Below are 25,430 nucleotides of genomic sequence, written 5' to 3' on the forward strand. Positions count from 1 at the left end.
CATCACCGAGATCGGCTGCATGGCCCATGCTCGCCGCAAGTTCTTCGACCTGCACGCGACCAACAAGAGCCAAATCGCCGAAAAAGCGCTGCATTACATCGCCGCGCTTTACGAAATAGAGCGTGAAGTAAAAGAGCTAGAGCCGGACGTGCGGCACCGAATACGGCAGGAAAAAGCGGCACCGATAATCGATGCGTTGCACACCTGGATGATCGCCCAGCGCGAACTCGTGCCCGAAGGGTCGGCCATCGCCAAAGCCCTGGATTACAGCCTTAAACGCTGGACTGCGTTGACTCGATATCTTGAGGACGGCGCGGTACCTATAGACAATAACTGGTGTGAAAATCAAATCCGGCCATGGGCTCTCGGGCGTTCAAACTGGCTGTTCGCCGGGTCACTGCGCAGCGGCAAACGTGCGGCTGCGATCATGAGTTTGATCCAGTCGGCACGGCTTAACGGCCATGATCCGTATGCCTATCTGAAGGACGTACTCACGCGCCTGCCGACGCAGCGGGCGAGTGAAATTGACGAGTTGCTGCCGCATAGATGGAAGCCCGTTTAACCATGCAAGGTGTGTTGGGCGGACGCTTACGCTGAAGCCGCAAGCAACGACATTAAAAAGTCCCCGTGGAAAGTTTCGCCAGGATTTTCAGCCATTTCCTCATCTCATCATTCCTTCGATTGGTGGTTCGAGCGCCGCCCCTACTAACGCGGCCCCCTTTTTTCGGCGAGGCTTGGGAAGAACCTGGTGTGCTTTTCCTTTCACTCAATCGTCAGTAGCAGGGGTCAGTATTCTTCCCAAGGGTAGTCATCCCCTTTGGCGTCTAGCAGCAGATCACGTACTTGATCAAAAGTAGCGGACTCGTCTGCACCAATCGAAAAATTACCTTCATCGCATCTGACCCAGGTGTCGCCAACTACCCATAGAATAGATAGAGGAAACGCTCCCACCATCTGCATGACAGGTGCCAGTAACAATGGATGTTCATCCAAAACCGATGGGCTCATGCGATTTTTCCTTGATCATATGGAGACGTCGCTGGAAACTTGGAAAACCATCTGCATTGCTGCTTTTTGAGCAGACCGAGCATGCGCGGTTGCGTCTGCCAGTAGGTGCTCATGAAAGCGGCTCAAGGCATCAACGAACTCCGTCGTGAGCCAGTGGTAGTCCACAATCACGACTTGGCTGCGAGTGATACCATGCGCCGCCAGTACGGGATTGAGCATGCTTTCATCCGGTTGTGATTCGCCGACAACGTAATAGACCAGCTTCGCTCTACCGTCCCTGTAGAGATCGGACTCTGCTGCTCCGGTATGAAGGAGCCCGCATCTTGCCGCCCACAGGTCCTCAGCGTTGAAATCGAAAGTGTTGCCATTGAACAGAAAACGATTCACCCAATCCTTAAAACCTCGGCCGCCAGGTTCGCCTGCTGCGTTCAGCCAGGACATGTGGTCGATCGCCGAATAAATTAAGGCAATTGCATGGGTATGGTGCCCTGCCTCCATCAGCGTGGTGATTGCTGAAAGGTTGGAACTGAACGTGCTGAAAATTCTTCTATCAAGCTGGCTCATAGTCGTACTCATATGCGCATGGTCATAGCGGAGGATTCCTCTAGCTGGTGATCAGCCTGCGAACTTTTCCCTTAACTCAGTATCGATCATGCTGGAGCGATCAGCGCGCCCCATGCGAAGTGGCCGGTTAACGCTCTAGCCTCTCTGTGATGCTCAATATCTGGCGTAAGGTTCCGATCTCCCCCGTGGCCACGTCTTCAACCTTGTTTCGATAGCGGACTCGATCTAATCGGAACGTTCGCTCTTCTTTTCGCAGATGACATAGGCCGTAAAAGTACAGGTCATCATTCCAGCCCGAACCGGCGCTGTTTACTTGATACACGGTCACTTCGCGTGTCGTTGCTGATCCGTCTCCGCTGCGGTAAGCGAAGCGAATTCGCTTCTCCCCGTCCCAAAGCACGATCATATGATCAGCGCTTTCGGCGTCACTCAAAGGGAAAGGCTCATTTCTACTCAGGGTCGATTCGACCGTCCTGGGAGGCGCGTTGTCTCTCGCAGATGTCTTGATATCCGGCTTAATTGTTTGGCCTTTTTGCGGTGCCTGATGTACCTAATGGTTTCGAAAGCAGCCCATGCGAAGTAGATCATGGCAATCGCAGATCCCCAGCTTTGGCCAGGTGCAACGAGCGCAAGGAAAATGCTAAAACCCAAATAACCGCCCCACACATAAAGGGGACGGATGGGTGTCGAAAAGGGAAGGCTCATTAGATTTTTCCTTGATTCTGTCCGTAGTAATCAGGTTTGAAATCGGGCTCGTCCAGAAGCTCCAGCCAGCGCTCGCACTCTCTCGGTTGGTTGGAGAAGAGCTTTACAAGTCCAGGCGTCCACAGATCACCACGGTTTGGGTCTTCCTCTGTGATCGCGTCACACAAAAGCTTGAGTGAGTCGTGAAGGGCGATGTGCACATCTGCGTGCTGATTCTCGTCAAGATCAGTGAGAAGTAGGCGACAGATAGCCTTTACAGTGCTTGATGACTTCTCGTATCTCCAGTCAGGTGTTGGCATTAGGCATTATCTCAACTCAGCAGACGCGAAAGTCGCGCCTCTTCTAATGACTCAGCCCCGGTTTTTAGGCCTGGGCTTGGGGTGAGGGTGGATCTGAGCGATTTACCTACGAATTCACCTGATGGAACAGTTGCTGAAGAGACTCAGCCACAGTGGGTGTCGGTTCACCCTCCCACCAAACGCGGTGACCACATGGTTCCCCAGCCTGCGGCTGGCTTGGGCATCTTCAATGCCCGAATTTCTTCAGCCTGATCGTTGCAGTTTGGCTAACCTGGCCTGCTCACGTTGAGCTGCATTGTTTGGTGATCAAGTGTTTCTCAATGCACGTTCAATCCGATCCCTCATCCATGGATGGGTGACAAACTCAACGTGTTCATTATCAATGTACAGCCCACCCTCGACATTCGGCAGGGCGCACTCAGTTCCGAACAGTAGGTAAGCCTTGCTGGATAATTTTTCGAGCATCCATCCGGATCTTAAAAGGCGTGCAGACATCTGCTCGACTTCAAGTAAATCTTTTGAAAGAGCGAAGCCCTGCCGCTCAGTATCTCCATAGCCCGACAAGTAGTCATGCATGCTATCAATTGTCGCGAACTCACCTCCGATAGCGTCGTAGGCTTCGCGATATTCATCAGTGTCCATGTTCGGTCTCCCTGCACTTTGAGCGCGTGAAACTCACGCCTCATGTACGGCCTCGGATTTTCCTACGGCTTAACGCCATTAGCTAGTCGAGAAAACCGCGCCATTATTTCTGCGGCTTCACCTTGGGTCTGCATGTCACTAGCCTGCGCGGCAATCACCCATAGGCCAAACAAATCGGCTCCCAGCTTAGTTTCAGCATGATCTTGGAGCTGCGATAACCGAGTCAGGTATTGGCCTTGTTCGGACTTAGGTCGCTTGCAAAATTCAGATAGGTTTCCAAACTCCTCCATGAAGCCAGAATTGATTACGTCGACAATCAAACCTGCCTGGATTTGATCGGCTGGGTGAGCCTTAAGACATTGAGGCTTCAGCCTTCCGAGCGCTTTTTGCGTAAATGTTTTTCTCCTGAAAATGTCGAACATGGGTCCTTTTCCTTGAACTGATCAGATGAACCAGTAGCGAATACCTACAATCATGCAGCAGATCACTAAAGCGGCTAGCAAAGCCCACATAAGTGCTTCATTCCTGCGTCGTGCTTTCCGATCCACTGGTTTGGATATTGGGCTCACGGCTTCACCACGGTCAGGGTGGGCCTGGCGCGGGCACGCTCAGCTGCATGCTCGGCCAAGGCTATCTTGGCGGCATCGCCGCAGCCCTTGGCGATCGCATACAGCAGCGCCTGGGCATGCTCGGCACCGATACCGCCGGTCATTTCACCAGCCGCCGCAGCCATAAATCCAAACCATAGCTGAGCTTTATCAGCATCTGTGGTTATAAAGTTATCGGCGGCGGCTTGGTGAAACGTATCGGAAAATGCCAGCCACGCATCAGCGCCAAGCTGTATGTTTGGGGACTTCGCATGCATGACCGCACCCTTCTCGTCTGTTTTCGCGGACGCAAAAATGGGCGTCCTTCTACTGACCCAACCCCGCGTTTTAAGGCGAGGTTGGGTGTGTACCTGGGCGGAAAATTCCTAGATCAGATCGCGATTACTAAAGGGACGCTAATTCGGCCTATCCGCAACAATGCTCAACGGCGCTGTAGAGCCCCAGACCGGCGGCAATCCAGACTGGCAAAATTAGCCAACTCCAAGCATTGCCATCCATGAATGCAAATTCGTTTTTAGCTTGAGTGCCTCGAATACGGCGATAAAGCCTCGCTGCCAAAACACGAACTGAAATCAACAGAGCTATTGCTGCGATCGTGACGAAAATGCTCGGCACGATCAGGACATAAACCCTGAGTGATTGACTCATTCCGTGCCAGCCATCAAGGATCAAGAAAATCGAATACAGCAGGCTCGCTATCCCTAGCAGTGCACCAAACGCTTTCGCCATTGCCAATCTCCCAGGTTGCCATGCGTTTCCTAAATCAATTCATCAATTGCCATTCCGACATTGTCGTCAGAAATTTCCAGGAAGCGCTGCTTGCTGGCCCCATGCGTAGCATTCATCACCCAAAACGTCCTTTAAGAATTTATGGGTCGTATGAAACTTGATAGCCACGGGACTAGTGAAGTCTTGGATTGCCGCATATGACTCCGCTTTTACCCGAATGAATTTGAGAGCAAGAATGTCGTTGGGAAATTCAGGGGCGTCCCATTTTGAGTATGGCTTTTCGACCTCCCCCATCCCAGCGAGACCATACCAGCCACGTAGCTTGATCAACGGATTTAAGAGCAAAACCCCATCGGCCCTGCGCAGCCATACTTTTTCGCGCGCGAAAGCATCAATCATTCCCGGATTGGCAGCCTCGTAGGGCTCCCATGCGGAAGGTAGGACCGTTATCCCGATCCACTTCTCCTGTTGCTCTGCCTTGTAGGCTTCGATCAGTGCCTTACCGAAATACACCTGATGGCGGCCTGACGAGTCGAGCTCGACCTCAAATTCTCCGAACGATATTGCGCCTCGCGCGGCGATTCCTGCTGCTAGCATCGCGGACAAAACCATTGAGCCGATGGCGTAGACGTCCAAGAATGCCCAATTGCCATAGCCTTTGGGGTCTTGATAGAAAAGGAAGGTATCCGAAAAATAAATGGTCTTGAACAGGCCATTCAGCTTTTCCCACCGCCCGAACGCATTTAGTGCACTGTCGATGACATCGTAAATTTCTTTGGTAGGCCTGGTCTCTACTAGATCGCTGAAGCCAAGGATGTCGAGAAACAGGAGATAGCGGCCTTCATTCAAACTGTTACTTCTATTCATGTTCACCAACATGTCAGTTAGCTTGAAGCCCCATCAGAAATCTCGGAGCGCCGGTTTGATAATCAGGTCCATGATTCTTTTCCCTTAACAGATTGTTCGTTTTGCACTCAGTCTTCGCCGGGGCGCTACGGTGCGTCATACACCGGCACGACATTTAGCACCTTCAACGCCACCGACTATCTCTGCACCGGGTCCACCACCAACAGCCCGTGCTCCAATCGCGCCGCCAGGGCCTTAGCCACCATCTGCGGTACGTCCGGTACGTTCTTCAACTGGCCGTCCTCGATTTCCAGCGCTAACTGCCTCCTGGTACACCGACGCAATGTGTGTGAGATGGTATCGGTGCTTCGAGCAGCAGCGCTACCGGGCAATCACCTCAACCTGGTGACCGCCGCTATTGTGCTGTGGAACATGGTCTACCTGGACGTGCGACTCAGGGGCTGACTGACGCCGGTTTTCCTAGGTCAATCGTCCGCGCTGGAACTCAACGTCCAACCCGGAGCATACAAGATGGATTTTTCCTTCTCTTGATCGGCCGTTGTCTGCGAATCGAGAACGACTTCATCACGCTTTATTTTTTTCGGTTTGAAAGACGACTCCAAGCCCAAGCCAATTCTGCCTCCCTCTCCTTTGGTTTTCTTCTTGTACTGGCGGATCTGCTTCGCAAAGTCGCTCATTGCCTGATTTCGCTTTCTGCCCATGGGCCTTTTTTCCTATACGTTTAACCACCATTTTTCCCGGCGTCCCGACTCATATACTTAGCACGTAGCGCGAGCATCTCCTCTGACCTCCTCAGTGCAGGCTCAGCCTTCTCGGCAGATACGAAGCGCTGAAGGTCCTCCAATAAACGATCAATACGGTGATCATGCTCTGAAAGTTCTGCTTTCTTGCCCAACCTTTTTCGCTCGTACCATTCAAACGCTGTAATGACGAGTTTAACCGGCAACAATACCGTTAGCAGCGCAATAGCCAAGGCCAGAACACAGAGCGCCCGACCATAGACTAGAGCCCAATGGAACTCTCCTGCCCGGCCGAGGAATGTTACTTTCTGCACCCTCAGCCATGTTTTGAAAGCCTGCCTCCAAGAATAGTTATCATCAAGTCCGAGCACGTCTCGGAAGTACAATTCGGACTGCCCATTGCCAGCCAATGGGAAATCCGCATTGCGACTGAATCGCCCGAATGCACTTCTGTCCGAAAAGTGAGCGTGTAAATCACCTTCTGCTCCACCGGCATCACTCATCTGCCTGAACAAAAGCACCTCATCAATAAGGCGGTAATCCTGGTTTCCTCCATAGCTCATGCGCTCGTTTACCGAGGCCATTGCGGTGAAGCCAATCTTATAGAGTGGCCCATACGCAGATCTGATACGTACGTAGTAGAGGTTGCCAGCCTTCCCGTCCTGGCGGATACGGCTAAGACTGTTGTGCACCCGCCTGCTACCCATTGGATATGGCCATTGTGATTTCCATATTAATGCTGACTAGCGGATAGAGTCACCGATGTCACTATGCCAGTGCAAGCTCGAAAGCGCGGCGGATAACCTCGATGTCAACAGTTAGATACGGCTTGCTGTGGTCGAGACAGGCATGCCCGAGAATGATCTGAACTGTCTCAACGTCGCCGGTTGCGGCCAGGACTTTTGCAGCAAGCGAGCGTCTGCCGCTGTGGGATGATCCCAGCTTGATACCGGCCTGTCGGTAGAGCCTGCTGATGGTCTGTTGAAGCGAATCGCACGCCCGGTAAACCTCTGGCCCACTGTCCAGCTCCCGATGCTTGAAGGCCAGTTCAAAAGCCTGGCCCTTGTGTGTCGTGACCAGCTTCGATGCAGGCCGCAACCCTCGATACTCATCAGTGCCGGAAAGCCCCCAGCGGCGCCGAGATCGCACCGCTATCCAGTCATTCAGGGCGGCAAGGCATCGAGCATGGGTCAGGTACACGTTTCGCGGTCGGCAGCCCTTCGTGATATCGGCACGCAGGTAGACTTCGGGCTTAATGGTGCCACTCGGGTACATCACGTCTGCGACCTCCAGCAAGGCCAGTTCGGTCACGCGGATGCCGGTTGTATGAGTAAGCCAAAGTAAAAGCACGTCCCGCTCAGGCATTCGGCCCGTGACGGATGCAACGCGAATCAGGTGCCAAAATTGTCCAGGGCGAAGGGATGTGGCGCGGCGGATTGCGGTGACCATGGGTACTCTCTATCAGGATTGGCGGTGATTTGTGATTGATCCTGAGAGAGTCGGGCCATAGCCTCCTGAAAAGCATACCAGCAGGCCCGACAAGGTGTTCACAGAAAATCGTTCCCCACCTGGCCGGGCTGGCGGGCCGAATGCGCCTTACACACGATTATCCAAATAGCCCGAAGACTCTGCCGACCAAGCAGCCAAAAAAGCCACTGCTAAAGGACATGACCGAGCTGCGCCGCGCGCTGGACGAAGCTGTCATCGCCGGTAAGGTCACGGACACCGATGCCCGGGACATCTACCACCAGCTCCCCGCTAGCCAGGAGCTGCCGGATGACTTGACAGCCAAGCTAGCGTCAGCCCTCAAGAGCAAGCGCACGCTGTAAGTGCGTGAGCACGCTGTTAGCTCAGTCGTGATTTTAACGTGGTCACGCCCCCACAGCGTGATCACCGAGATATGACTTTTGAGCATCCCCAAAACCCCGAAGCAGCGCCAGACAAAGCGTCGAGACAGCCTGAAAACCGCAGGGATAACCCGAATGACCCTGTCCCTGGACAACGCCACCGCCAAGATCCTGCGATCGCTGGCAGTTGAGCACAAGGTGACCCAGCCCGAAGTACTTAAGATGGGCATGTTGCTGACCCGCAATGCCCTAATGGCGGCTGAGGAACACCAAGACACTCTTAGCACTTCACTCGCACCTGCGATCGCACTGGATGCCCAAGGCAATGATCTGCCGCCAATGCGCGCATCAGAAGCACGGGCCGTCAGGCTCGGCCTCGCTGTTGAGGCGTATCCGTGAGTACCGCGACTCAACCCATTGGGTGCCAGGCAAGAGACATTTCCGCTGCGAGAAGCTGAGCGCCACCATGAGCAGCGACGACTGCTCTGATCGGTACATACGGGCCGTAGCCGGTGATGAGCGGGCATCGGTTTGCCGCTTCTGCCCGATCGGAGCCGTGCACGCTGGCAAAGTCGATCCCCTCCAGACCGCATCGGCTTCTGCCAAGATAAAGATCACGAGACATCCGGATCAGGGCACCAGATGCACTCGCTGTGGCCGGTCCGATCTTCGACTCATTCATGCTAGTAGCGACATCTGTGTGAGCTGCTGGAACCGGCAGCGCGAGTGGAAGCTTGGCAGGAATGCCAGAGGGAAGGCTCCAAAGACATACGTGCCACTCCGTGCACGTCGCGTCGGCATTATCGTCAATGGCAAGCCTGATTATCGGTTAGTTGCTGAATCTCAGAATGACACCGAGGTGCTGGCCAGGTGCATTCGAGAGATGCCGGACGGCTTGGCCTTTCACGATGAGCAGCCGGGTATCACCGCCTGGAACGAACAGGCGCAGCGCTTCGAGTACCGTGATCGAAACGACTCACGTAACGTGATGCTTGAGCTGAAGCATGATGGTCTGATCCACTATGTCTCCGTAAAAGCGGACAGCCTACGCCCTGACGGAGGTCGCGGTACCGTGCATGTCCACGGTATGCATGAGCGTGCACAACGCAGCGACTTGGCTTGCGCTGGATCAGGATGGCAATGGCGCTGCAATCACCAGCGAATGGCGTCCGCAAGCGATCGTGTGCTCGGCCTGCGGCGTCGCTCAGATTCAAGCTCGGGCCATTGCCGGCCGCGTCGACTGCCGCTGCCCGGCTTGTGAGGCAAAATCACTCTTCACTTAGGATATCGATGCAGAGTGCCGCGCTAGCCCAGTGATAGCCAGCGAAGCAAAGGCAGAAGGCATAGAGTGGTAAGTGCTTGAATTATATGGTGTCCCAGGGCAGGTTCGAACTGCCAACCTTCCCCTTAGGAGGGGGATGCTCTATCCAATTGAGCTACTGAGACAAATGGCGACCGCTGTAAACTGTGCGGCGCAAGGGACGGCGAGCATGTTAACGGCCAGAGCTGCTTTTGTCATGTCGTCCTTGGGCTTTTTAAGTGTAGGCCAGCGGTAACGTGGACCACCCCATCGGCGATCGTGCAAATTGCATCACCCCAAAAGGCCATCATTGCAAAATGCAATGGCCAGATTTCCAATAAAACAAGCTAAGTCATTGTTTTTAAAGGGTTTAATAGTGGTTAAACTCTTGGCATAAGCGCTGCTTTACTACTTTCCCAAGAAACAGCGGAGATATCGCCATGAACAGCGCCCTATTATTGCTCCTGAATGCGCTCGCATTGGCTGTCGTGGTGGTTTTTCACTTTCAAACGGATGACAGCACGGTTCAGCTGGCCTCTACCACCCCACATTACATTCAACATCAAGCACCGAAACCGGCAGTGGTGAGCGACGACGCGGTTGAATCAGCCTGGATTGCGCGAGATACCCAGGTCGGGCAACCGAGCCAACAGTCTTCGCCCAGCTGGGTATTCTGAATCACTTCATCAGGAGCACCGCATGTCAAAACCAGCCGCAGTATTCTTGATTCTGGCCCTGCTCAGCGCTGCCATGACGCTCATCCTGACGGGGAAAGACGCCAGTCCTCTGCCGATGATTGCTTTCGGAGCATTTGCCGGTTTGTTCATTCTGGCGCTGATTGCCGGACGCAAAATCAAGTTCGATCCGGTTTTACGCTGATCCCCTGCTGCTCCAACAGCCCGAGGAAATGTTCGACAGTGACGGACAACTCCTCCGAGTTATCCAGGCGCAGGACTGCGCTTGCGTCACCCAAAGAGCCACTGGCGAGAAACAGCTCGTTGCGCCGCAGCCTCGCTTCAATTTCATCGGCACTTTCACGCCCGCGCCGCACCAGGCGCTGGCGCAAGACCTCGCTCTGCACTGTCAGCAAGACAGGTAACACGTTCGGGTAACGCTTACGCGCTTCGGGCAGATGCTCTCGGGAGCCATTGACCAGCACATGGCGCCCGCTGTCCAGCCACTGATCAATTTGCACCGGTATTCCGTAGTCCAGACTATTGGCGTGCCAGTGCAAGGCAAAACCTCCTTGTTCGCACAGTCGCTCGAATTCCGCCTGAGAGACCCCTGCGGCATCTTCCCCCACGGACTCGGCCGAGCGGGTGATGACCCGTCGCACCACCTCACAGCCGAGCCTGCGCAAAGGCTCGCGGGATGCGTCTATCAGGCTGTCCTTGCCTGCCCCTGACGGGCCCATCAAATAGATCAGTCTGCCCGGTGCTCCGGTAACGTCTCTTGTCGCTGGAATGCCTAGTAAATCGGCCATTTGCCACTATCCTATAAAAAGAAGGATAAACGATCGTATCCGCACAAAGTGCGCGCTCCAGGGGCATCAAACACCTCCTGGCGGGCAAGAGGAAGCGGTTAGAGGTGCGGGACGGGGCCAACTTTTCAAACCAGTCCGCATTTCTGATAATTGGTGCTGGCATAACGCCTTTAGCCAGTTCAATATTTGTCACAGAATTGACGCCAACGATCTGGCATTTGGAGGCATGATGCGGGCCTCCTAACAATTCAGGTTGAACATTTGGCAAGAAAGCTTGTCCTAACAGACATCTTGCGGCCAATTCCGAAAACCGCTCCCCTGAACTAACCGGTTAAATATATGCGCCCATTGAAACAGGCAATTTATTCCAGCCGTACGGCTGACAAGTTCGTCGTGCGTCTGCCCGATGGAATGCGTGAACGCATCGCCGAGGTGGCTCGCAATCATCATCGCAGCATGAACTCTGAAATCATCGCACGCATGGAGCAAAGTCTCATTCAGGAAGGCGCGTTGGGCGAAGAGTTGAGCATGCGTCTGGACAGCCCCGAGCTGTCGTTGCATGAACGCGAACTGCTTCAACGTTTCCGCCAGCTCTCCCACCGTCAGCAAAACGCATTGGTGTCGCTGATCGCTCATGACGCCGAAATGGCAACTGACGCTTCCTGATTCCATCCTGAAAGCTCAGCCAGCCCAGTGCTGGCTTTTTTTTGCCCGACATTTGACTCGGCGACAGCCTTGCCGAAGAGACATCAATCGAGGGTAGAAGGGAATTCGCGCAGCTCGCCAACTGGCCAGGCTGCGCAAAGAAGACTCAGAGCAGGAAAATCGTTGCCAGCCCGAGAAAGATAAAGAAACCGCCACTGTCGGTCACGGCGGTAATCATCACGCTCGCGCCCATCGCCGGATCTCGACCGACCCGTGCCAGGGTCATGGGGATCAAGACCCCCATCAATGCCGCCAGTAACAGATTGAGGGTCATCGCCGCGGTCATCACCACTCCCAGCGACCAGCTGCCGTACAGCAGATAAGCCACCACACCGATCACCCCACCCCAGACCAGGCCATTGATCAAGCCGACCGCCAACTCTTTGCGCATCAGCCGCGAAGTGTTGCCGGTGCTGACCTGATCCAGCGCCATGGCGCGCACGATCATGGTGATGGTCTGGTTACCGGAGTTGCCGCCAATCCCGGCAACAATCGGCATCAATGCGGCCAGGGCCACCAGTTTCTCGATGGAGCCTTCGAACAGCCCGATCACCCGGGAGGCAATAAACGCGGTAATCAGGTTGATCGCCAGCCAGGCCCAACGGTTGCGCAGGGATCTCCAGACAGAAGCAAAAATATCTTCCTCCTCACGCAGACCCGCCATGTTGAGGACTTCGTTTTCGCTCTCTTCACGAATCAGGTCGACCATTTCATCAATGGTCAGACGGCCGATCAGCTTGCCGTTCTTGTCGACTACCGGTGCCGAAATCAAGTCATAACGTTCGAACGCCTGGGCGGCATCGTACCCATCTTCGTCCGGGTGGAAGCTCACCGTATCGCTGGCCATCACCTCCGACACTTGCTTGTCCGGGTCATTGACCAGCAACCGCTTGATTGGCAGCACGCCCTTGAGCACGCCGTCGTAGTCGACCACGAACAGTTTGTCGGTATGGCTCGGCAGCTCCTTGAGCCGGCGCAGGTAACGCAATACCACTTCGAGACTGACATCCTCGCGGATCGTCACCATCTCGAAGTCCATCAATGCGCCGACTTGATCCTCGTCATAGGACAACGCCGAGCGAACCCGCTCACGTTGCTGGCTATCGAGGGTTTCCATCAGTTCATGGACGACGTCTCGCGGCAGCTCGGGCGCCAGGTCAGCGAGTTCGTCGGCATCCATTTCCTTGGCGGCCGCGAGGATCTCGTGATCCTCCATGTCGGCGATCAGGGTTTCCCGAACGGAGTCGGAGACCTCAAGAAGGATGTCGCCATCGCGCTCGGCCTTGACCAGTTGCCAGACCATCAGACGCTCTTCGAGCGGCAAGGCTTCAAGGATGTAGGCGATGTCGGCGGAGTGCAGGTCGTCGAGTTTGCGCTGCAACTCGACCAGGTTCTGCCGGTGGACCAGGTTCTCGACCCGGTCTTGATGATGACCTTCCTGACGATGAGTCAGGTCTTCGATCACTCGCTGGCGCTGCAGCAGGTCAACGACTTGAGCGAGGCGGTCTTGCAGGCTTTCTTGGGTTTTCTTTACTTCAACTTCAGACATAGGCGAACTCCACTCCCAGCAGCGGGGCACGCCGGAAGATCAATCAGTCAATTCATGATTGTAAAAACGAGGTACTGAGTAACTACTGGGTAAGTCCATGGAGGTATTCCACAAGCCCCGGCGGGGCTGACGGGCGCAATGATACACCGCTTGCCGTCTTTTAACGCTAAAAAATCTTGGCAAGAACAAGCGCTTGCGAGGCAAACCTGAGCGCTGTCCGAATGTGTAAAGCTGCGACGACTTATCCAGAAGAGAAAACACACCCAAGGTCAAAAAATCCCCGAATATCTATCTTCCACCCCATTGTTACGGCACCAGTACAGGTCGTAGTGCGCAAATCCTGTCCGACATATCAGACGCCAACCCCATCCGCCAGACAGCAAAAAGCCCGCACAGGGCGGGCTTGATGCTTACATCCGGTTTCACTTCATCGTGACGAGCTTCTTCAGCTCTTGATCGCGCAACTCACGGCGCAGGATCTTGCCGACGTTGGTGGTCGGCAGCGCGTCGCGGAACTCCACGGCTCTTGGCACTTTGTAACCGGTGACGTTGGCGCGCATGTGCTCCATGACCTGCTCCTTGGTCAAGGTCACGCCCGGCTTGGCGACGATGAAAATCTTGATCGCTTCGCCCGACTTCTCGTCCGGCACGCCGATCGCTGCGCACTGCAACACGCCGGGCAGAGTCGCCAGCACGTCTTCCAGTTCGTTCGGATAAACGTTGAAACCAGAGACCAGAATCATGTCTTTCTTGCGATCGACGATGCGCATGAAGCCGTCTGGCTGGATGAGCGCGATGTCGCCGGTCTTCAACCAGCCTTGGCTGTCGAGGATTTCGTCGGTGGCGTCCTGACGCTGCCAGTAGCCCTTCATGACTTGCGGGCCCTTGACGCACAGTTCGCCAATTTCGCCCAACGCCAGCTCGGCACCAGCGTCATCGATGACTTTGCAGACGGTCGAAGGCACTGGAATGCCGATGGTGCCGATCTGGATGTTCTGGATCGGATTGACCGTGGCCACCGGGCTGGTTTCGGTCATGCCGTAACCTTCGCAGATCGAGCAACCGGTTACCGCTTTCCAGCGCTCGGCAGCGGCCAGTTGCAGGGCCATGCCGCCAGACAGGGTGATTTTCAGCGCCGAGAAGTCCAGCTTGCGGAATGCCTCGTTGTTGCACAGCGCGACAAATAGGGTGTTCAGGCCGACAAAGCCGCTGAACTTCCAGTTGGACAGTTCCTTGACCATTGCTGTCAGGTCGCGCGGATTGCTGATCAGGATGTTGTGGTTGCCGATCAGCATCATTGCCATGCAATGAAAGGTGAAGGCATAGATGTGGTACAGCGGCAACGGGGTGATCAGAATCTCGCAGCCTTCATTGAGATTGGAGCCCATCAGCGCCTTGCATTGCAGCATGTTCGCCACCAGATTGCGGTGGGTGAGCATCGCGCCCTTGGCCACGCCGGTGGTACCGCCAGTGTATTGCAGCACCGCGACGTCGCTGCTGGCAGGGCTGGCATCGTTGACCGGGCGGCCATGGCCTTTGCTCAACACGTCGTTGAACTTGATGGCCTTGGGCAGGTGATAGGCCGGGACCATCTTCTTCACATACTTGATGACACTATTGACCAGCAGGCGTTTGAGCGGTGGCAGCAGGTCGCCTACTTCGGTAACGATCACATGCTTGACCGAGGTCCTGGGCACCACGGTTTGCGCCAGGTGCGCCATATTGGCCAGGCATACCAGCGCCTTGGCACCGGAATCGTTGAATTGGTGTTCCATTTCCCGCGCGGTGTACAGCGGGTTGGTATTGACCACGATCAACCCGGCGCGAATGGCACCAAACACGGCGATAGGGTATTGCAACAGGTTCGGCAGCTGCACGGCAATTCGATCGCCGGGTTGCAAGTCGGTATGCTGTTGCAGATAAGCGGCAAAAGCGCCTGACAGTTCGTACAGTTCACCATAGGTGAGCGTCTTGCCGAGGTTGCTAAAGGCCGGTTTGTCGGCAAAGCGTTGGCACGATTGCTTCAACACCGCCTGAATGTTCGGATACTCGTCTGGATTGATATCAGCAGCAATTCCAGCCGGGTACTTATCCTTCCAAAAGTTTTCGTTCATGGAAGCCCACTCCTCAGCAACGCGAATTCATCACCGCATTTGATGCGATTATTATTGGTGTGTGTTTTATTGGTGAATCTGGCTTTTACTTAGGCCGAGAAGTCACAAAAGCGGGCCGAGAGTAGCAGCTTTGCCAAGGGTCGACTAGAGCCAAAGAAGGCCTATACAGTCACATTGATGACCAAAGATAATTCAATGGTCACTTTTAGAGTAAAGATTCTATAAAGCCTTGAAACCTTCTGAAATGGGCCGTTAAGAGCAAAAGATCGCAGCCTGCGGCAGCTCCTACGGGATTTGTGTTCACCCTGAATGGGCGAGGTGAACCCGGTCGGCGTAGGAGCTGCCGCAGGCTGCGATCTTTTAAAGGCGCCGCGAAAATCCGATCTCAACAACACCTCATCAAGCGATACCGCGCAACTCCCGCCGCAATATCTTGCCCACCGGAGTCATCGGCAGCGAATCACGCAGCACGATATGTTTCGGCACTTTGTAACCGGTGAAGTTTTCCTTGCAGTAAGCCTTCAGCTCTTCAAGGCTGACACCCGATTCGCGCGCGACCACAAACAACTTCACCGCCTCCCCCGAACGATCGTCCGGCACACCGATGACTGCGCAGTTGGCGACTTTCGGGTGGGCCATGACCACATCTTCGATTTCATTCGGATACACATTGAAGCCCGAGACAATGATCATGTCTTTCTTGCGATCGACGATGCGCACAAATCCGTCCGGATCGATTACCGCAATGTCGCCGGACTTGAACCAGCCTTCGGCATCCAGGACCTGCGCCGTGGCTTCGGCTTGTTGCCAGTAACCCTTCATGATCTGCGGGCCCTTGATGCAGAGTTCGCCGCGCTCACCCATCGCCTGCTCGACGCCCTCATCGTCAATGACCTTCAAGGTCGTACCCGGCACTGGCAGCCCCACCGTGCCCAGCCGCGATTTGTCGCCGTAAGGATTGGTGCAGGCCACCGGCGAAGTTTCGGTCAGCCCGTAACCTTCGGTAATGCGGCAACCGGTCATGGCCAGCCAACGCTCTGCAGTCGCCTTGACCAGCGCAGTACCACCGGAGTTGGTGAGTTTCAGGCTGGAGAAGTCCAGGGTCTTGAAGTCCGGGTGATCCATCAGCGCGACAAACAAGGTGTTGAGCCCCAGCAACGCCGAGAATCGCCAGTTTTTCAGCTCCTTGATAAAGCCGCCGATGTCCCGCGGATTGGTGATCAGTACGTTGTGGTTACCGGTGACCATCATGCACATGCAATTCGCGGTGAAGGCATAGATATGGTACAGCGGCAGCGGCGCGATCATCACCTCGCGGCCTTCCTTGAGCAGCGGCTGGCCATCAGTCCCAAGCTGGGACAGGCACGCCCGCGCTTGCTGCATGTTCGCCACCAGGTTGCCATGGGTGAGCATCGCGCCCTTGGCCAGGCCAGTGGTGCCGCCGGTGTATTGCAGCACCGCGATATCGTCGAGGCTGACCTTCAGCGGCCTGATGCCCCGCCCTCGACCCAGACGTAGCGCGCTCCTGAAAGAAATGACCTGGGGCAGCTGGTAGGCCGGTACCATCTTTTTCACTTTTTCGACCATGGTGTCGACCAGCCAGCCCTTGGCGGCGGGCATCAGGTCGCCCATCTTCGCTTCGATCAGGTATTGGATATCGGTATCGGCCAGCACTTCCTGGACTTTCTGGCCGAACATATTCAGGTAGACCAGCGCCCGGGCGCCAGAATCCTTGAACTGGTGACGCATCTCGCGCGGGGTGTACAGCGGATTGGTGTTGACCACGATCAAGCCGGCACGCAAGGCTCCGAACACGGCAATCGGGTAATGCAGGACGTTGGGCATCTGCACCGCGATACGATCGCCAGCCACCAGATCGGTGTGCGCTTGCAGATAACCGGCGAACGCTGCGCTGTAGCGCTCCAGCTCAGCGTAGGTCAGGGTGACTCCCATATTGCTGAATGCCGGGCGGTCAGCGAATTTCTTGCAGGAACGCTCGAAAACCTCGATCACCGACTTGTAGGCACCCAGATCGATATCCAGGGGGACGCCGGCCGGGCGTTTGTCATTCCAGAAATCAGGTTGCATTATTTTTGTTCCTCTTTACCTGAGCGTGTCCGGGCCGCATCTCTGTCTCTTTGAAAGGCGGGGCTCTCCGGACGTTAGCAGCTATGGCGATTCAGGCAAATATGCCGAACAGCGTCATTGACCGTGTGAATCTTCCCGCCGTGGCGTGGCCTGATCAGACGTTAAGCAAAGGATGCGCTATACAATGCAGCGACCCCGTGCAAAGGAATCGCCATGATCCACGATACTTTCTGGCTGACCGCGAGTGACCGCTGTCGCCTTTTCGTCAACCAGTGGTTACCCGAAGGCCAACCCAAGGCATTGATCCTGCTGGCCCACGGCATGGCTGAACACAGTGGTCGTTATGCCCGTCTGGCCGAGGTGCTCTGCGCCAATGGCTACGGGCTGTACGCCATGGACCTGCGCGGTCACGGCAAAACCGCCGAGCACGGCATGCTGGGGTATTACGCGGACAAGGATGGCTGGCAAAAAGTGCTCGGTGACCTGGCCTGTCTCAACCAGCACATTGGCCAGCAGCATCCAGGAACACCTATTGTGCTGCTCGGCCACAGCATGGGCAGCTACCTCGCCCAGGCCTACCTGCTGCACCACAGTGCCAGCCTGCACGGGGCGATTCTCAGTGGTTCGAACTTTCAGCCCATTGCGCTCTACCGCGCTGCCCGTCTGATCGCGCGATTCGAACGCCTGCGCCAGGGTGCTACCGGCCGCAGTGCGCTGATCGAATGGTTGTCATTCGGATCGTTTAATAAAGCTTTCAAACCCAATCGGACACCTTTTGACTGGCTTAGTCGAGATCCCGACGAAGTCGATAAGTACGCCAAAGACCCGCTCTGCGGCTTCCGCTGCACGAATCAGCTATGGATCGACCTGCTAGGTGGCTTGCAGCAAATCAGCAAAGCGTCCAATCTCGCGCAGATCGATCCGGGCCTGCCCCTGTTGGTGATGGGTGGCGAATGTGATCCGGTAAGCAATGGCACACGTCTCAAGGACCTGGCCGCCGCATTGCGCGCGGCCGGGAGTCAATGCCTGCAACTGAATATCTACCCGCAGGCGCGGCATGAACTGTTCAATGAAAGCAACCGCGATGAAGTGATTGCCGACCTGCTGGCCTGGCTCGCGCAAGCGCTGAACAATCGCCGGCCAGCCAAAACCGAATAACTTTCAAAAATCGAAGCAAGTTAATTTAATTCGTCACAGGACTCGAGACAGATGACCCAGGTTACCAACACCCCTTACGAAGCCCTCGAAGTCGGGCAGACCGCCAGCTACAGTAAAACTGTCGAAGAGCGTGATATTCAGCTGTTTGCCGCGATGTCCGGCGATCACAACCCGGTGCACCTGGACGCCGAGTTCGCCGCAGCGACCATGTTCAAGGAGCGCATCGCTCACGGTATGTTCAGCGGCGCCCTGATCAGCGCTGCCGTTGCCTGCGAATTACCTGGGCCGGGCACTATCTATCTGAGTCAGCAAATGAGCTTCCAGAAACCGGTGAAGATCGGCGATATCCTGACTGTGCGCCTGGAAATCCTGGAGAAGCTGCCGAAATTCCGCGTGCGCATCGCCACCCGGGTATTCAACCAGCGTGATGAGTTGGTGGTGGATGGCGAGGCCGAGATCCTCGCGCCGCGCAAGCAGCAGGCCGTGACGTTGCCGACTTTGCCGACGATCAGTATCGGCTGATTTTTTGGGGGCAAGCGTCAATGCCGGTCAGTTAAGGAACTTGTGGCTTCGCACATTCCCCCGTAGCAGCTGCCGAAGGCTGCGTTCGGCTGCGAAGCAGTCGTAAATCTTGCGTCCACGGTTTGTCTGGAATACCACAGTGCCTGATTTTACGACTGCTGCGCAGCCGAACGCAGCCTTCGGCAGCTGCCACGTGCTGGGGCAAGCCCCCTCGCCACAACTGCCTCAGCGCGTCAACTACCTGCTCCCCTCCTGCACCTGCACACTCGCGGTCATCCCCGCGCTCAGGTTGATGCCTTCGGGCAGTTTGTCGAACTTGATCCGCACCGGAATCCGCTGCGCCAGACGTACCCAGTTAAAGGTCGGCTCCACCTCTGCCAGCAGTTGCGCGTCCGGCGTCGCGTTGCGGTCGGTGATGCCGCGGCTGACGCTTTCGACATGCCCTTGCAACGCTTCGCCGGCGCTCATCAGCCACACCTTGACCGGGTCACCGACCTGAATCCGCGGTAATTTTGTCTCTTCGAAATAGGCTTGCACGTAGAAGGTCGAATCATCGATCAAGGCCATCACCGGCTCCCCGGCATTCACGTAGTTGCCTTCAGCCAGACGCAGGTTGGTGATGTGCCCGCTGCGTGGGGCATGCACCTCACTGCGGGCCAGGTTGAGTTCGGCGACCTTGGCTTCAGCCTGGGCCTGGCGCAGTTCGCCACGGGCAATCCCGGCGTTGATCTGCGCGTTCTCCCGCAGTTCGGCACTGATCGCCTGCGGGCCGAGACTGGCGCGGCGACTCGCTTCATGCTCGCGCAAACTGAGTTGCTGTTGACGGGTCTGCACCACCGCCTGGGCTTTTTCCAAGGCCGCTTCGAAACGCTCGCGGTCGATGCTCAACAGTAAATCCCCGGCTTTTACCTGCTGGTTATCGTAGGCCTTGAGCTGGCGCACCCATCCAGAAACGTCCGGCGCGACAATCACTACGTCGGCACGAATCTTCGCATCCCGGGTCCAGGGCGTGAGCATGTAGTACTGCCACAGATGGAAGCCGGCGAACACCGCCACTGCCACCAGGCACAGGGTAATAGCGACACGTACCGATGTACGCATGGGCAACTCCTTATAAGGGTCCGAGGACGACGGTGACCAGGGTCAATATGCAGACGTACAAGGCACAATCGAACAGTGCTTCGTGCCAGATCCAGCGTCCCAACGGCGTGACGCGCAGCAACATGCGCAACGCTCCGGTCAGCAGCAAGGCCAGCACGACATAAATCAGAAACGGACTGAGCAAAACCCCGCCCAGCGACCATTCACGCAACCCCATGGTGTTCCTCCTGCTGGCGACACCAGCTGCGCCAACTGTTGTGCAATTGCAGCACCGCGCCTTCGGCCAGTTTCAGTGCATCGCTGGGCGGCAAGGCTTGCAGGGTTTTGAGCAACGCCGCAGTGGGTTGCGCGAGTGCATCGGCGCGGCTGACGGCCGGCCCTTGCTCCAGCACCTGTTCCAACTGCTGAAGATAGTTGCGCTGCTGTCTGCTGACCGGCACCTGCGCGACAGCCAGGCTCAAGCGCAAATGCAGCAGTTCATCGCCAATGTCCAACCCGAGCAAGCCATCATCCCAGTGGCTGCGGGCCCGCTGCGGCAATTCCGGATAATACCCCGCCAGTTGCAGCAGCCGATCGGCCATGCGCCCGCCAAACCAGCTTTCCGCGCCGCGCAGGTTGCGCCGGGTCAACCGCACCAGATCGTCGAGGGTCGCGGCCAGCAATCGGCGACCGTGCCACGCCGGGTCCCGCAGGATCAGCAAATGGAAGGCCAGCACTGCTGCGCCGACTCCGAGCACTATCGCCTGGGCGCTGTTGAGGAAGATCGCGACGTCAAACTTCATCGCGTTCAACGGCGACACCAGCACCACAAAGTGCAGACAAAAGGAGGTGGCCGTCGCGCCGATCTGTGGCTTGGCCATGCCCAGCGCGCCGAAGAACAACGGCACGCCCATGGCCATGCAGAGCATTGGAAAGCCGCTCCATTGCGGCAACAGGATTTCACCGACGACAAACGCCACGGGGATCGCCAGCAGGATCCCGCGCAAAAAACTCATGCCGATCTGCGCGCCATTTTCACGGCTGGCAAACAGACTGCAGACCACGCCGGTCAGCAGCATCGCCCCCGATGCAGCCGGCCAGGCGGTCGCCAGCCAGAAGCAGGCGACGGTTAAAAAGGCCAAGGCACTCCGAGCACCAAACACCAGCGCCAACCCGAGGTCGCGATGGGGGGCCAGGGTATTGGGTTGCTCACTCGGCCTGCTGCCCTCCTCCACCGAACGCAAGGCCAGCCCCGCCCCTAAAGCGGTATCCAGCAGCAGGGCCAGACGCGCCAGACAATAACTTTGTGCCGGGCTGAACTGCGGGTCATGGGCGGCGTCCTGCGCCCGCGGGCGCAAGGCTTGCAGAGCCGAGGCATCCGAGGCATCCGAGGCATCCAGCGCCTGCTGCACTTCATTCAACCAGGGCGCCAGTTGCGCGGCCTCGTGCTCGTCCAGTTGCCGCCATTGGCGGCGCGCCGAACGGGCAACCCGCAGCAGCATCAACAGTTTCTGACTCAAGCCGCTGATGGCCCGGGCGCGCAGACGACCCCGGCCACCCTCGAACCAGGCATGCTCGCGCTGAGCATCCACCGCGACGATCCGCCCGAGAATTTCCAGCAGTCCTTTACGCGCCTGAGCATGGCCGGCCAGCGTTGCACGAGCGGCGTGCAAGCCACTCTGCCAGGCGGTGCGCGCTTGGTCGGCCAGTTGCCGTTCGACTCGCATTGGCCAGAGCAAAGCACTGCTGGCGGTGGCGCAGACGATCCCGAGGCTGATTTCCGTGCAGCGCGCCACGGCCTGATCGAACACCGTCAGTGGATGAGTCAGTGCCGGCAAGGCAATGATCGCCACGGTGTATCCGGCCAGCACAAAAGAATAGGACCAGGCGCTGCGCAGCAAGGTCGAACTGGCCGTGCACAGCCCCAGCCACAGCGCCAGAGCCAGCAAGAACAACCAGGGAGTCTGGGCAAACAGGCCCATGAACACCACGGACATGAAAGTTCCCACCAGGGTGCCCACCAGCCGGGCCAGCCCCTTCTGCACCACCATGCCAGACAGCGGCTGCGCGACGATAATTGCCGTCATCAAAGCCCAGGCCGGTTGCTCCAGCCCCCAGCGCAATGCCAGCCACAGCGCCAGGCCAGCGCCGAGCACAGTCTTGATCGCGAATTGCAGCGCGGGAAGGTCGGGTGCAAGCAGAGCCTGCAAGGTCATACGCACGGAAGGAACCCTTGAAACGACAACGTAACGATAGTCGGGATAATGCGGGGGGATGAGCGGGGCAGAATTATTAGCTAGCTAACTAATATTAGTCCAGCGCTAAATCCGATTCATAAAAAAACGCCAGACTGGCTGGCGTTTTTGCTGGGCGAGCGGCGCTCAAGAACGGGCGCGCGCCTGATTGCGCAGGGCTTTTACCTGGTCGTGATTGCGTTGCACGCCATGGTATTGGCGTTCTACCAGATCACGAATACTCACCAGGTTATGCTTGTTGATGGTTTCCAGCGCGCTTTTATAAGCTTTCAACGCGTGGTCTTCACCGCGTTCGGCTTCATTCAGCACAGCTTCTTCGTCCTTGCCGGTGACCAGCGACTTGAGGTCAACCCAGCGACGGTGCAGATCCCCGCTGACGCTGGTAGACATTTCCGGATCGCCACCCATCGAACGCACCTCGGTCTGCAGCTCAGCTGCGGCAGCGGCGCAGTCGTCCGATCGTTTGATGAACAGTGCTTTGAGCTCAGGATGCTTGATGTCTTTTGCACAGGTCTTGAAACCTTCCTGTCCGTCCTTGCAAGTCTCGATCAAATCGTTCAGGACTGAGATCGCTTCTTTATTCAAGTCAGTCATTTTTCAATTCCTCCAGGTTGAGAGCGTTGCAATAGCTGTTGCACCTCGCATGCCAGTCTGGATCTGAAACATTATCGTTATTTTTCAAATAGTTAACTTTTAAAGGCAAATCTGTATCCGCGTTATTTGCATGATCTGTCATTTGGCCTGCATGCAGAATGCCTGTATTTTCCAGAACGAAGAATCAAGACGGCTGTGCCATGAATCCCGAAAAGCTCGAACTGCTGGTCACTCGCGAAATGCCCTTTGGCAAATACAAGGGCCGCATCATTGCCGACCTGCCCGGCCAATACCTCAACTGGTTCGCTCGCCAGGGTTTCCCTCACGGTGAATTAGGCGGATTGCTGGCGTTGATGCAGGAGATCGATCACAACGGGTTGTCCGACCTGCTCGACCCGTTGCGCGCCAAGCACGGCAAACCCAAACCGCGACACTGAGCGAGTCAACCATGCCCGAGAACTCTTACCACGCCTACGATGAAGCTTTTTGGCAGATGTTCGCCGACCGCTACGAAGTCGAGCCAGGCCCCATCAACCTGGAAAACGGTTACTTCGGCCGCATGAGCCGCACCGTGGTGGATGAATACGAGCGCAATATCGCCTTCATCAACCGCAGCAACTCGGTGTATGTGCGCCAGCATTTCGAACAAGTCGATAGTGTGCGGATTCGCGGGCAACTGGCCGATTTGTTGGGGGTCGACGCCAACGCAGTCGCCTTCACCCGTTGCGCCTCGGATGCCCTGCAATCGCTGATTCGTAACTACAACGGCTTGCAACCGGGCGATCAAGTGCTGCTCAGCGACCTGGAGTACGGCACGGTCAAAGGCGCGATGCGCTGGCTGGCGCGCCAGCGCGGGGTAGAAGTGATCGAGATCGAACATCCCCACCCCGCCAGCTTCGACAGCCTGCTGGCAAGCTACCGCGAGGCTTTTGTGCGCTACCCGCGCCTGAAGCTGATGGCACTGACCCACGTAACCCACCGCACCGGGCTGGTGATGCCGGTCCAGGCGATTGCCGCGGCGGCGCGGGGACATGGGGTCGATGTGATCCTCGACGGCGCCCACGCCCTCGGCCAAATCGAGTTCGACCTCGAAGAGCTGGGTATTTCCTTTGCCGGTTTCAATCTGCAGAAATGGATCGGCGCGCCGCTGACCCTGGGCTTTCTCTATATCGCCCCGCGGCGTCTGGCCGACATTGATCCGGACATGGGAGAAAGTCATTTCCCGATCACCGACATTCGCTCGCGCACGGCCCACAGCACGCCGAACATTCCGGCGCTGCTGACCTTGCCGCTGGTGTTTGAGGAGCATCGGGTCATGGGCGGTTCGGCCGCCAAAGGCGCGCGACTGAATTATTTGCGCAATCTGTGGGTGAACGAAGTTCAAAAACTGCCGGGCATCGAAGTGATGACCCCGGACGACCCGCGACTGTACTGCGGCATCACCTCGATGCGCTTCACCCGGCACGTCGATCAGCAGGTGATGGCCGAGCGGCTGCTCAACGACTACAACCTGTTTACCGTGGTGCGCAGTGGCTCGGCGTGCGGGCCGTGCATTCGGATTACCCCGGGGTTTACCACCAGCGCGGCGGATATGCGGTTATTGGCCAAGGCGCTGATTGAACTGAGCTGAGTCAGTAAAGGAATTTCTGGCTTCGCACATTCCCCCGTAACAGCTGCCGCAGGCTGCGTTCGGCTGCGAAGCAGTCGCAGATCCTGCCTCCACGGTTAACCTGAAAAACCGCGGTGCCTGATTTTACGACTGCTGCGCAGCCGAACGCAGCCTGCGGCAGCTGCTACGGATGGCAGTACATCAGGCATACCTGTTTCTTACAGGCAAAAAAAAACGGCGCACTGACCAAGTGCGCCGTAAAGCCGTAGAACAACAACGATTTTCAGTAAAATCAAATCAGTCCAGCAGAGCCAATGCCTCGGCGGTGCATTCCTGGATCCGGGCCCAGTCGCCATTTTTGATCCACTCCGGATCCAGCATCCAGCTGCCGCCGACGCACATCACATTCTTCAACGCCATGTAGCTCTTGATATTGGCCGGAGTGACGCCGCCAGTCGGGCAGAAACGCACTTCGCCGAACGGACCGCCAAGGGCTTTGATCGCCGCGACGCCGCCGCTGACTTCCGCCGGGAACAGCTTGAAGCGGCGGTAACCCAGTGCGTAGCCTTCCATGATCCCGGACGCATTGCTGATCCCTGGCAACAGCGGAATCGGGCTGTCGGCACTGGCTTCAAGCAAGTCGCGAGTAATGCCTGGAGTGACGATGAACTGCGAGCCGGCCGCTTCAGCAGCGGCAAGCATGCTGCGATCAAGCACGGTACCGGCACCGGTGACCAGCTCCGGGCGTTGTTCACGCAGCACACGAATCGCCTGCAGGCCAAACTGTGAACGCAGGGTCACTTCCAGGGCAGTCAAACCACCAGCGGCCAGCGCATCGGCCAGCGGCAGAATGTCTTGCTCGCGGGCGATGGTGATCACCGGCAGAATCCGCGCCTTGGCGCAGAGACTGTCGATCAGGGCAACTTTGTCCGCCATGGAAACGGTCGGGAGTGGATTTGTCATA

Annotated in this window: 31 protein-coding genes and 1 tRNA gene; 11 read left to right on the top strand and 21 right to left on the bottom strand. The window is 56.7% G+C overall.

The genetic code is table 11. The features are described from left to right. Positions 1-562 (top strand): IS66 family transposase (tnpC, locus tag F8N21_RS20660; protein WP_150642691.1); only part of this gene is annotated, 562 nt, incomplete at its 5' end. A 224-nt stretch (positions 563-786) separates the two neighbouring features. On the opposite strand, the gene F8N21_RS20665 is transcribed toward tnpC, so the two are convergent. The 11 genes from F8N21_RS20665 to F8N21_RS20720 form a co-directional block, all read right to left on the bottom strand. Beyond that, positions 787-1,008, bottom strand: coding sequence for a hypothetical protein (locus F8N21_RS20665; RefSeq protein WP_150643867.1), 222 nt, complete (start codon positions 1,006-1,008; stop codon positions 787-789). Positions 1,009-1,023: 15 nt separating this feature from the next. Then, entirely contained in the window at positions 1,024-1,572 is a 549-nt protein-coding gene (locus tag F8N21_RS20670) for a hypothetical protein (RefSeq protein ID WP_150643868.1), read from the bottom strand. Between the two features lie 127 nt (positions 1,573-1,699). Next, positions 1,700-1,978: a WYL domain-containing protein gene (locus F8N21_RS31520; protein ID WP_224788261.1), complete on the bottom strand. Its 279-nt coding sequence runs from the start codon at positions 1,976-1,978 to the stop codon at positions 1,700-1,702. A gap of 904 nt (positions 1,979-2,882) precedes the next feature. Further along, the gene (locus tag F8N21_RS20685) at positions 2,883-3,218 is read right to left on the bottom strand and encodes a hypothetical protein (RefSeq protein WP_150643871.1); all 336 of its coding nucleotides are present in this window, start codon (positions 3,216-3,218) and stop codon (positions 2,883-2,885) included. A 62-nt stretch (positions 3,219-3,280) separates the two neighbouring features. After that, positions 3,281-3,640, bottom strand: coding sequence for a hypothetical protein (locus tag F8N21_RS20690; protein ID WP_150643872.1), 360 nt, complete (start codon positions 3,638-3,640; stop codon positions 3,281-3,283). Positions 3,641-3,783: 143 nt separating this feature from the next. Next, positions 3,784-4,083, bottom strand: a complete 300-nt coding sequence (locus F8N21_RS20695) for a hypothetical protein (RefSeq protein WP_150643873.1) — start codon at positions 4,081-4,083, stop codon at positions 3,784-3,786. Between the two features lie 148 nt (positions 4,084-4,231). Next, a complete protein-coding gene (locus F8N21_RS20700) occupies positions 4,232-4,555 on the bottom strand; it encodes a hypothetical protein (protein WP_150643874.1) in 324 nt (107 codons plus the stop codon). Between the two features lie 66 nt (positions 4,556-4,621). Continuing rightward, positions 4,622-5,422: a hypothetical protein gene (locus F8N21_RS20705; protein WP_224788260.1), complete on the bottom strand. Its 801-nt coding sequence runs from the start codon at positions 5,420-5,422 to the stop codon at positions 4,622-4,624. A 464-nt stretch (positions 5,423-5,886) separates the two neighbouring features. Beyond that, entirely contained in the window at positions 5,887-6,123 is a 237-nt protein-coding gene (locus F8N21_RS20710; protein ID WP_119737007.1) for a hypothetical protein, read from the bottom strand. Between the two features lie 20 nt (positions 6,124-6,143). Continuing rightward, positions 6,144-6,746 (bottom strand): hypothetical protein, encoded by a 603-nt coding sequence (locus tag F8N21_RS20715; protein ID WP_150643876.1) that lies wholly within the window; start codon positions 6,744-6,746, stop codon positions 6,144-6,146. Between the two features lie 184 nt (positions 6,747-6,930). After that, on the bottom strand, positions 6,931-7,611 hold the full coding sequence (locus F8N21_RS20720; RefSeq protein WP_150643877.1) for a site-specific integrase: 681 nt from the start codon (positions 7,609-7,611) through the stop codon (positions 6,931-6,933). 140 nt (positions 7,612-7,751) lie between these two features. Here F8N21_RS20720 and F8N21_RS20725 point away from each other — a divergent pair, with 140 nt between their 5' ends. The 3 genes from F8N21_RS20725 to F8N21_RS20735 all read left to right on the top strand — a co-directional run bounded on the left by F8N21_RS20725 (position 7,752) and on the right by F8N21_RS20735 (position 9,270). Next, the gene (locus F8N21_RS20725) at positions 7,752-7,991 is read left to right on the top strand and encodes a hypothetical protein (RefSeq protein ID WP_150643878.1); all 240 of its coding nucleotides are present in this window, start codon (positions 7,752-7,754) and stop codon (positions 7,989-7,991) included. A 153-nt stretch (positions 7,992-8,144) separates the two neighbouring features. After that, positions 8,145-8,408, top strand: coding sequence for a hypothetical protein (locus tag F8N21_RS20730; protein WP_150643879.1), 264 nt, complete (start codon positions 8,145-8,147; stop codon positions 8,406-8,408). A 373-nt stretch (positions 8,409-8,781) separates the two neighbouring features. After that, positions 8,782-9,270 (top strand): hypothetical protein, encoded by a 489-nt coding sequence (locus F8N21_RS20735; protein ID WP_150643880.1) that lies wholly within the window; start codon positions 8,782-8,784, stop codon positions 9,268-9,270. 108 nt (positions 9,271-9,378) lie between these two features. On the opposite strand, the gene F8N21_RS20740 is transcribed toward F8N21_RS20735, so the two are convergent. Continuing rightward, positions 9,379-9,455 (bottom strand) — tRNA-Arg (locus F8N21_RS20740). 294 nt (positions 9,456-9,749) lie between these two features. On the opposite strand from F8N21_RS20740, the gene F8N21_RS20750 reads away from it, so the two are divergent. Both F8N21_RS20750 and F8N21_RS20755 read left to right on the top strand, forming a co-directional pair. Continuing rightward, positions 9,750-9,986, top strand: coding sequence for a hypothetical protein (locus F8N21_RS20750; protein ID WP_150643881.1), 237 nt, complete (start codon positions 9,750-9,752; stop codon positions 9,984-9,986). Between the two features lie 22 nt (positions 9,987-10,008). Beyond that, positions 10,009-10,188 (top strand): PA3371 family protein, encoded by a 180-nt coding sequence (locus F8N21_RS20755; RefSeq protein ID WP_150643882.1) that lies wholly within the window; start codon positions 10,009-10,011, stop codon positions 10,186-10,188. Here F8N21_RS20755 and phnN read toward each other — a convergent pair. Next, a complete protein-coding gene (gene phnN, locus F8N21_RS20760; RefSeq protein WP_150643883.1) occupies positions 10,163-10,792 on the bottom strand; it encodes a phosphonate metabolism protein/1,5-bisphosphokinase (PRPP-forming) PhnN in 630 nt (209 codons plus the stop codon). The two genes, F8N21_RS20755 and phnN, sit on opposite strands and share 26 nt — an antisense overlap. A 339-nt stretch (positions 10,793-11,131) precedes the next feature. Here phnN and F8N21_RS20765 point away from each other — a divergent pair, with 339 nt between their 5' ends. Continuing rightward, on the top strand, positions 11,132-11,458 hold the full coding sequence (locus tag F8N21_RS20765) for an Arc family DNA-binding protein (protein WP_150643884.1): 327 nt from the start codon (positions 11,132-11,134) through the stop codon (positions 11,456-11,458). 145 nt (positions 11,459-11,603) lie between these two features. On the opposite strand, the gene mgtE is transcribed toward F8N21_RS20765, so the two are convergent. The 3 genes from mgtE to fadD2 all read right to left on the bottom strand — a co-directional run bounded on the left by mgtE (position 11,604) and on the right by fadD2 (position 17,248). Continuing rightward, positions 11,604-13,046: a magnesium transporter gene (gene mgtE, locus F8N21_RS20770; RefSeq protein ID WP_150643885.1), complete on the bottom strand. Its 1,443-nt coding sequence runs from the start codon at positions 13,044-13,046 to the stop codon at positions 11,604-11,606. A 422-nt stretch (positions 13,047-13,468) separates the two neighbouring features. Then, positions 13,469-15,160, bottom strand: a complete 1,692-nt coding sequence (gene fadD1, locus F8N21_RS20775) for a long-chain-fatty-acid--CoA ligase FadD1 (RefSeq protein WP_150643886.1) — start codon at positions 15,158-15,160, stop codon at positions 13,469-13,471. 399 nt (positions 15,161-15,559) lie between these two features. Continuing rightward, on the bottom strand, positions 15,560-17,248 hold the full coding sequence (gene fadD2 / locus F8N21_RS20780) for a long-chain-fatty-acid--CoA ligase FadD2 (RefSeq protein WP_150643887.1): 1,689 nt from the start codon (positions 17,246-17,248) through the stop codon (positions 15,560-15,562). 213 nt (positions 17,249-17,461) lie between these two features. Here fadD2 and F8N21_RS20785 point away from each other — a divergent pair, with 213 nt between their 5' ends. After that, positions 17,462-18,406: an alpha/beta hydrolase gene (locus F8N21_RS20785; RefSeq protein ID WP_150643888.1), complete on the top strand. Its 945-nt coding sequence runs from the start codon at positions 17,462-17,464 to the stop codon at positions 18,404-18,406. A gap of 51 nt (positions 18,407-18,457) precedes the next feature. Continuing rightward, positions 18,458-18,928, top strand: coding sequence for a MaoC family dehydratase (locus F8N21_RS20790; RefSeq protein ID WP_150643889.1), 471 nt, complete (start codon positions 18,458-18,460; stop codon positions 18,926-18,928). 237 nt (positions 18,929-19,165) lie between these two features. Here F8N21_RS20790 and F8N21_RS20795 read toward each other — a convergent pair whose 3' ends face one another. From F8N21_RS20795 to F8N21_RS20810, 4 genes are all read right to left on the bottom strand, one after another. Beyond that, positions 19,166-20,029, bottom strand: coding sequence for an HlyD family secretion protein (locus tag F8N21_RS20795; protein ID WP_150643890.1), 864 nt, complete (start codon positions 20,027-20,029; stop codon positions 19,166-19,168). Positions 20,030-20,039: 10 nt separating this feature from the next. After that, a complete protein-coding gene (locus F8N21_RS20800) occupies positions 20,040-20,246 on the bottom strand; it encodes a DUF1656 domain-containing protein (RefSeq protein ID WP_150643891.1) in 207 nt (68 codons plus the stop codon). Then, positions 20,233-22,230, bottom strand: coding sequence for an FUSC family protein (locus F8N21_RS20805; RefSeq protein WP_150643892.1), 1,998 nt, complete (start codon positions 22,228-22,230; stop codon positions 20,233-20,235). The genes F8N21_RS20800 and F8N21_RS20805 overlap by 14 nt, the downstream gene beginning before the upstream one ends. A gap of 159 nt (positions 22,231-22,389) precedes the next feature. Continuing rightward, a complete protein-coding gene (locus F8N21_RS20810; protein ID WP_150643893.1) occupies positions 22,390-22,857 on the bottom strand; it encodes a ferritin-like domain-containing protein in 468 nt (155 codons plus the stop codon). Positions 22,858-23,057: 200 nt separating this feature from the next. Here F8N21_RS20810 and F8N21_RS20815 point away from each other — a divergent pair, with 200 nt between their 5' ends. Both F8N21_RS20815 and F8N21_RS20820 read left to right on the top strand, forming a co-directional pair. After that, positions 23,058-23,294 carry a DUF3820 family protein gene (locus F8N21_RS20815; RefSeq protein ID WP_150643894.1) on the top strand — a complete coding sequence of 79 codons (237 nt, stop codon included), beginning with the start codon at positions 23,058-23,060 and terminating at the stop codon, positions 23,292-23,294. Between the two features lie 11 nt (positions 23,295-23,305). Further along, complete coding sequence (locus F8N21_RS20820) at positions 23,306-24,487, top strand: aminotransferase class V-fold PLP-dependent enzyme (protein WP_150643895.1); 1,182 nt, start codon at positions 23,306-23,308, stop codon at positions 24,485-24,487. 276 nt (positions 24,488-24,763) lie between these two features. Here F8N21_RS20820 and F8N21_RS20825 read toward each other — a convergent pair whose 3' ends face one another. Continuing rightward, positions 24,764-25,429, bottom strand: coding sequence for a bifunctional 4-hydroxy-2-oxoglutarate aldolase/2-dehydro-3-deoxy-phosphogluconate aldolase (locus tag F8N21_RS20825; protein ID WP_150643896.1), 666 nt, complete (start codon positions 25,427-25,429; stop codon positions 24,764-24,766). Position 25,430 lies beyond the last annotated feature (1 nt).

The sequence above is a fragment of the Pseudomonas fluorescens genome (assembly GCF_902497895.1).
Lineage (GTDB): Bacteria > Pseudomonadota > Gammaproteobacteria > Pseudomonadales > Pseudomonadaceae > Aquipseudomonas > Aquipseudomonas fluorescens_BP.